The sequence below is a fragment of the Xanthomonas axonopodis genome (assembly GCF_001304695.1).
In the GTDB taxonomy this organism is placed as follows: Bacteria; Pseudomonadota; Gammaproteobacteria; order Xanthomonadales; family Xanthomonadaceae; genus Xanthomonas; species Xanthomonas axonopodis.
In genome coordinates this window covers 1-6,433 of sequence record NZ_JFAQ01000160.1, presented here as the reverse complement: position 1 = coordinate 6,433, position 6,433 = coordinate 1, and the positions used below count along the sequence as shown (strand labels likewise).

The 6,433-nt window shown below is 62.7% G+C and carries 5 protein-coding genes and 1 other RNA gene; all 6 read right to left on the bottom strand.

The genetic code is table 11. The features are described from left to right. Positions 1 to 171 precede the first annotated feature (171 nt). A non-coding RNA gene (locus tag XAXN_RS21705) (sX9 sRNA) lies at positions 172 to 248 on the bottom strand. Between the two features lie 60 nt (positions 249 to 308). Continuing rightward, on the bottom strand, positions 309 to 839 hold the full coding sequence (pgaD, locus tag XAXN_RS14720; protein ID WP_054320102.1) for a poly-beta-1,6-N-acetyl-D-glucosamine biosynthesis protein PgaD: 531 nt from the start codon (positions 837 to 839) through the stop codon (positions 309 to 311). After that, positions 836 to 2,089 (bottom strand): poly-beta-1,6-N-acetyl-D-glucosamine synthase, encoded by a 1,254-nt coding sequence (gene pgaC, locus XAXN_RS14715; protein WP_054320101.1) that lies wholly within the window; start codon positions 2,087 to 2,089, stop codon positions 836 to 838. Before pgaC ends, pgaD begins: the two co-directional genes overlap by 4 nt. A 1-nt stretch (position 2,090) precedes the next feature. Next, positions 2,091 to 3,977: a poly-beta-1,6-N-acetyl-D-glucosamine N-deacetylase PgaB gene (gene pgaB / locus XAXN_RS14710; RefSeq protein WP_054320100.1), complete on the bottom strand. Its 1,887-nt coding sequence runs from the start codon at positions 3,975 to 3,977 to the stop codon at positions 2,091 to 2,093. A gap of 10 nt (positions 3,978 to 3,987) precedes the next feature. After that, positions 3,988 to 6,030 carry a poly-beta-1,6 N-acetyl-D-glucosamine export porin PgaA gene (gene pgaA / locus XAXN_RS14705; protein ID WP_054320099.1) on the bottom strand — a complete coding sequence of 681 codons (2,043 nt, stop codon included), beginning with the start codon at positions 6,028 to 6,030 and terminating at the stop codon, positions 3,988 to 3,990. A gap of 98 nt (positions 6,031 to 6,128) precedes the next feature. Next, positions 6,129 to 6,433, bottom strand: a 305-nt coding sequence (locus XAXN_RS22770) for a hypothetical protein (RefSeq protein WP_209018943.1), incomplete at its 5' end; no start/stop codon positions are given.

The window sequence follows — 6,433 nt, the reverse complement described above, 5'->3', positions numbered from 1 at the left end:
CAAATCCATCGCCCGCCAACCGCTCCTCGAGGGCGGCGCCAATCCCGCGCGAGCCCCCGGTCACCAATGCCATCTTCTGTTTCTGAGTCACGCAGGTTCTCCCCTTATCCCGCGGGCTGCGGCGTTGCGGAAAACTATCCAATGCAAGCACGCCGATAAAACACTAAGAGTGGCTAACAAAACGTAGCGAGCGGTCGTCAGGTGGGCGTGGACGGCGCACAGGAACCGGAGTGTTGGAGTGGGTACATGCCGATTCCGAGCGCCGGCCGCGCCCGCCTGCCGGCTGCGTAGTAGTTTTGTTAGCCGCTCTACGTTGGCATGATCGGCGCGGTGTCGCTGTCGTGCGGTGACTGGAGCGCCTGTAGGGTCATGCCAACCGGTCGTGCATGTTCGTCCATATGCAGTGTCACCGCCTTGGCTGCGGCCAGTTGCTCGGCCAGCGCCTCACTCGCCCCAAGCGAACGGGCGATCTCGCTGCGCTCTACATTCTCCAGCGCGGTACGGCGCTCCTCGCCGCTGAAACGGTGACGGTTGTATTCGGCCCATCCGATCAGCAACGCAGGACAGCAGATCATCAGGCCCGGTAGCGCGACGACCATGAACGGGTCCAGGTATTGATCGTATCCGTGGATTTGCGTCCAGGTCTTCCGTCCGCTCGACAAGTCCCGGAGCATGGACACCAGCGGTACCCACAAAGACAGGTAGACGCCCCAACCAGCCAGGGTCAGCATGCACCAGGCAAGACGTTGCAGCAGCGGCTGCTGATGTGAGCTCCGGATCAGGTGCGAATTGAAGCGCGCCGTTGAAGAGGTCGTCGCATCGGTGTGCTGGGCCTTCATCGGATGCCCCGGTCCGGGCTCACCCAGATGGCGCGCTTGCCGCGGCGTTTGAGCAGGGTCTTGGGCAAGGCGACCACGGTCGTACAGAGGCTGAGCAACCAGTAGGCGATCGGGTACCAGATCACCCAGAAGTAGTTACGGCCGATCCCCTTTTCGTAGCGGCGGTCGATGATCAGGCTGCTGGCGAACTGCAACAGGCAGACCAGCACCATGGCGGCGGCATGCCATTGCGGTAGCAGTGCCTGGATGTGCCCCGTTGCCAGCAGCGCAAAGAACTGCCGGGGTGCCCACAAGACCGCGATCAACACGATGCTGTAAGCCCACAGCACGCTCGTGATGTATTCCAGCAGCACGCCCCACATGCGTCTTTTGCGCCAACTGAACAAAGAAGGGCCATGGCGTAGCAGCACCTCCACGCCTCCCTGTGCCCAGCGCAGGCGCTGCCCCCACAGTCCCTTGAGGGTTTCCGGCATCAGGATGAAGCACAGAGCATTGGGCTCGTAACGGATGTCCCAGTGGTCGAGCTGCAAGCGCCAGCTGATGTCGATGTCCTCGGTCATCATATCGTCAGCCCAATAGCCGATACGGTGCAGCGCGGTGCGACGAAAGCCCGCGATCACGCCAGAGACAGTGAAAATACGGCCATAGACGCGTTGGGCGCGCTTGATCATGCCGATGATGGAAGAGAACTCGGCCACCTGCAGCCGGCCCAGCAGGGTGGAGCGGTTGCGGATGCGCGGATTGCCGGTCACTGCGCCCACCCGTGGGCCGCTGGAGAGGTGCCAGATCATCCAGTGCATGGCGAACTCTTCCAGCATCGCATCGCCATCGATGCAGATCAGGTACTCCGAGCGCGAGGCCAGCGCCCCCATGCGTAGAGCGTTGGCCTTGCCCAGGTTGCGGTCCAGGTGGATCACACGCAGGCGCGGATGCCGCGCCGCCAGTACATCCAGGCGCGCGCCAGTGTCGTCGCGGCTGCCATCGTTGATGGCGATCACCTCGTAGTTCGGATAGCGTTGGGCCAGGGCGCTGCCGATGGTCTCGTCCAGATTGTCCGACTCGTTATGGCAGGGAATCAGCAAGCTGGCGAGCGGGTACTCGACTATCGGGGGTGGGTCGTTGCGTGGCCGCGACTTCCGTTCGCGTCGGAAGAAGTAGTACAAGCCCCCGGAGATCCAGAAGAACGCCATCATGATCGGGTAGAAGAAGGCGAACTGGAACAGGCAATAGACCCAGGCGGACGTGTCCATTTCACTTGTCCGGGTACGGGAAGGTGCGTGCGGACATCGCCGCGCGTGCATCCTCCGTCGACGGCCGGCCAGCGATAAAGTCATCCGGATACCAGGCAAAATGGCGCACGCCTTGCGACTGCAGGCGGTGGATCTGCGCGATCAGTTGCTCTCCGCTGATCGGCGTATGGGTGCGCCAGTCCACCGTTTGCAATTCGAACAGGGTGTGCTTCAGTTCCAGGTCCTGCGTGCGCACCGCCGCGACCAGGGTGTCCAGCCAGTGCTCCGGGTCTTTGCTGCCTTCCATCCATGGCATGGCCATCAGGGCGGTACGATCATAGGCCCGGTTGAACAGATCCAGGCGTTGCGCGAACCAGGCCGCGCTCTGCGGTTGCAGGACCGGTTGTGCGTAAAGATTGCGCACCGTGCCCAGCTTGGGCCGCCAGCGTTGCGCGCTGTCGCGCAGCTCCATGGTGAAGTCGATCAGCGCCTGGGTGCGGAGACCGTCGTGGCCTTCCGGCGGCAACTGCGGCAATTCGGTGTCGCGCAGGTACCCATCGTCATGGAACAGAATGCCCTCCATGTAGGAGTTGATGGCCAGGTCCTCGTAGATGTCCTTGATGATCTGGCGCGCCTGCGGATTGGTGAAATCCAGGCGATACATGCCGTCGCGTTCGGGACTGTGGATGCGCAGCGCCTCACGTTGCTTCGGGTCGGGCAGTTCATAGCCCAGTACGGGCAGCCAGGCGTAGACCTTCACCCCCGCACGGGTCTTCAACTGCCAGGCGACGCGATTGAACAGATCCTCGCGCATCGGCATGTGCCGGTTGGGGAAGTACAGCGCACTGGCGGTGTTCCGGCCGTCTGGATCGGCGAAGGCTTGCAGATAGACGTGGGTCGGGCCGATGCGTTTGACCCGGTCGATCAGCGTGTCCAGATTACGGGCCTGCTGCGCCGGATCGCTGTCGTAGAGCGAATCGAGATCGATCTGCAGCGCGCGGGTTCCATCCAGTGCAGGGTTGCGACGCAGTTCGAAAGCCAGTCCTGTCACGGTCGGATTGCCGGTCACCAGCAGGCGCGCCAGACCATGCAGGTCGCGAGTGACCGGCGTGCTGCGGCCCTCCAGATCGAAAGAGACCGGCATGCCCAGTTGCTCGGCGATGTCGTTGCTCATCTGGTTGTAGGCGGCATAGGGCCAGACGATCGCCCGTGGGCGCACGCCCAGCTCATGCTCGATGCGTTGCACGCTGCGGCCGAGATCCTCGCGCAGGCGCTCGGCGTATTGTCCGACGTCCTCATAGCGCTGTGTCTTGGGATCGTAGATACGGGTGTTTACCGCCGGAGCCTGGTTGCCGTACGGATTGGACTGCACGCCGTGATGCAGGTTGTCGGTATGGCTGGCCACTTCGATCAGGCCGCTGGCCTGCATCTCGCGCAATTGGTCCCAGGTGAGGAAATCGTCGTGGCCGAACGGGCGGTAGCCGTAGTCGATGGTGCGATCGGGCGCCATGTCCACATAGTCGGTGATCACCGCCACCAGCGCCGGATAGTGATACGCGCGCAGTAGCGGGTAGACGCGGGTGTACATGCTGCGCAGGCCGTCGTCAAAGGTGAGCAGCACTGCTCGCGGCGGCAGTGCTGCTTCGCCCCGTGAGGCCTTGATCAGTTGCGAGAGCGAGATCGGGTGGTAGTCGTGCGCCGACAGCCAATCCAGGTGCGCGGCGAAGTTTTGCGTGCTGACCGCATACGCATCGGCGTCGGCCTTCTCGCGGACATCGTCGCGGATGTCGTGATAGCTCAGCACCAGCAGGCCGTTGTCGATTGCATCCGGGTCGACCAGCGACTTGGCTTGTGCAGGGGCCGCTATCAGCAGGACCAGCACAAGCACGCCCATCAGATTGCGCAACATTCTTCCCATCTCACTCTCCCCAGTGCATTGCCGCATCAATGCCGAGACGACGTTCACGCCGACCGTCATAGACCGGGCGCGCCCAACTGGCACCGTATTCAAATGTCCGACCCTGGCCGAGCTGCCATTCGTGACGATAGGCCACGCTAGGGATCAGGGAGTTGCCGTAGCGCTGCTGCCAGTAGTTGCCCACTGAGACAGTCAGGCGCTGGCGGAAGCTGCGTTCGTAGTGACGCCATAGTTGCTGGTTGATGCGCAGGCCGAGCTCCATCGAGCGATCATGCGCAGGGTTGAAATAGGGCGCATCCTCGCGACTGCCGCGGCTGGCGTAGACGCTGCCCAGGCCATCGATGAGCAGGCGTGACTGGCTCAGGAGCCGCTGCTCGATCGCGCTGCTGATGGTGTCGCGGCGGTTGCCGTCGTCGTAACGGAACTGGCTGCCGGCCAGCCGCCAGTGCATGCGTTCGTCCCTCGTGTAGTCCAGGGCCACCGCCACGCTGTCGGCAGTGATGCCCGAGATGCGCGCCTGCATCGAAGCCTCTGAGTCGTTGCGTGCGGCGGCCATGCGGGCATGCCACTGGTCGCTGAATTGCCAGCCAAGACTGGCGCGCAAGCCAGTCTCTCCGATGTTGTCGCTGGGGTGCGCGATGGCGGCTTCAGCATCGATGCGACCGAAGCGATAGCGCACGCCGCCACTCAGCCACAAGGGATCTATGTAGCGGTTCTGAAAGGTGACCGAACGCCGATCGGTGGACGCGAACAGACGCCAGCGATCGTCCAGGACAGGCGAGCCCGCTTCCATGCTGTAGTGCTGATCGTTATTGCCCAGTGGCGAGTTGCCGCTACCGCTCGAACTATGGCTGCCTTCGGCGGTGGCCTGGAATTGCCAGCCACCGTGGGCGCGCCAGTCGCGATCCATGTGCAGCACGGAAGGCTGGTTGGGATACCGGGCAAGCAGGCTGTCGTGTAGAGGGCGTGCCAGGTCGTCGCGCTGCAATTGTCGATAGGACTCGTACATGCTGATGCGTGGCGATACATCGCGTGGGTCCAGCGTGTAGGCCATCTGATGGCGTTCCAGTGCTCGGCGAGGCCAACCACGCATCTGATACACACTGCCCAGTGCGGTCTGCAGGCCGCCGTTGCCGGGACCGACTGCCACCAGGCCTTCCAGCGCTCGTTGCGCGGTGGGCAGATCGCCACTATAGGCGTAGATCATTGCCGTGTTCAGATCGGCTTCGTAGCGGGCCCAGTTGGCATACCGGCTCTTACCGCCGCCCCAGCGCCAGGTAGGCTCGTCTTTCGTCCAGGATTGCAGGTAGTCGATCGCCTTTTCCGCCTGTTCGGTCTCCAGGTAGGCGTAGACAAGCTGCGAGCGCGACTGGGAACGTCCGGGGTCGCTTTTCAGAACTCTTTTCAGCAGGGGGATCGCTTCGGCCGGGTGCCGGGTCGCCATCGTCGAATCGCTCACCGGCGGCAGCACATAATCTGGAAGCGGATGGCCTTCCCGTTGCAGGGCGTCGGCTTCGTCGCGTGCCTGGGAATGCCGGCCCAGTCGGTTGAGGAGAATCAGGCGATCCAGGCGGATGCGCAGTGGTACCTGTGCCGGTGGCTGCACCTCGCGTTGCACGTACTGCTCCATCTGCGCGAGCGCGTCTTCGGCCTCGGTCAGACGGGTGTCTTCGCTTTCGCCATAGGCCAGACTCCAGTTCACCAGCTTGGCCAGATAGTTCGATTCCAGATGCGCTCTCTGGTCCTGGTCGAACAGGTCAGGACGCGCCTTGCACAACTGCCAGGCCAGCCAGGCATTGCCGATGTCGCTCAGCGTCAGCGTCTGCAGCTTGTACAGCAGAGGGTCGTCGGGATGCTCCGCTTGGGCTCGCTCGATTGCGGCGAGTGCATCGATCCAATGCGCCTGGTCGCGATAACGACCGATCTCTGCAAGCCGGTCGGCAGGCGACGCGCCGAGGCTTGGTGTGGCTGCATGCCCCTTCGGCGACACCGTAGCGCATGTCAGGTAAACACATACCGCGAGCGGGAATTTTTTGACGGTCATGAAGATTCCGGGCGCGGTTATTTTGCGAGTTGATAGACCGGAAAATGCAAACTATGTGCCAGCTGAGGCCTGCCGATTTTCAGCACGCTCTGCGCCCGTTACCCAGCTGCAAATGGGTTGTCTGCGCCAAATTTTTGTCGTCCATCGCCTTCGAAGCGAGCGTGCGATGGTGTGGCAGGCGCTTGCGACCGTTTTCTGTCGCAACTGGTGAATTCGGTGCGACGCATGCCGGGCATGAGGTGCGTCAGCTTGTGACCTGCTGTGTCATTCGTTGCTGCCGCGTCTGTGGAGCGGCATGCAACGCAGCATGATTGGCTGATCGCGCGCAGGCGGAACGAGTGCAATTGATCGCCTAGGTCTGCGTTTGCGGGAGCATCGATCTTCCTTAGGGCAACGCTGATCA